This is a genomic window from Burkholderia sp. Tr-20390 (assembly GCF_017104595.1).
In the GTDB taxonomy this organism is placed as follows: domain Bacteria; phylum Pseudomonadota; class Gammaproteobacteria; order Burkholderiales; family Burkholderiaceae; genus Burkholderia.
The window spans coordinates 1-711 of sequence record NZ_JAAGPC010000417.1; the positions used below are offsets into that span (position 1 = coordinate 1).

A 711-nucleotide genomic window follows, 5' to 3' on the forward strand; every position below is an offset into this window, starting at 1 on the left:
TCGCCAGCACGCGCGCCGGCAGATCGGCCAGCGCATCGCGCCAGTAGGCGACGCGGGCCGGATGGCACGGTGCGGGCAGCACGAGCGGTTGGGCGGCCAGCTGGACGGCCTCATCGGCCGGCACGGCGCCGGCGCCGCCCTGCACGCGGGCGACATAGCGTGCACGAACCGCATCGAGCCACAGCTCGATCGATTCGCCATCCGACACGATGTGATGAATCGTCACCGACAGCACGTGGTCTTCCGCATCCAGACGCAGCACGCGCGCACGCCACAGCGGCGCATCGGCAGCGAGGTCGAACGGTGCGAGTGCATCCTCGTCGGTCAGCGCTGCGGCGCGGGCGAGCACATCGGCTTGCGCCGACAGGTCAATCACCGGCAGTTCGACAGAAGCATTGGCATCGATCCGCTGGCCCGGCAGTGCGCCGTCACGCGCCACGAGCCGCGCGCGCAGCGCCGGATGCGCGGCCGTGACATCCGCGAAGGCCGCACGCAGCGCATCGACGTCGAGCGGGCCGCGCACCCGCAGCGCGACCGGAATGTTGTACGCGGCGCTGTCCGGCTGTGCGCGCCACAGGAACCACAGGCCGAGCTGCGCCGGCGACAGCGGCCACACGCCGTGTGCATCGGGTTTGGCGACGGCCACACCCGGCGCAGCCGCACCGGCATGCGCGGCGCGCGGCGCATCGGCCACCTGCAACGCATACTGCG

General features: G+C 72.3%; 1 protein-coding gene. It reads right to left on the reverse strand.

The genetic code is table 11. The annotated features are described in order from the left end of the window. On the reverse strand, positions 1–711 hold a 711-nt coding region (locus tag G3N98_RS39320; protein ID WP_241026305.1), incomplete at both ends, for a condensation domain-containing protein.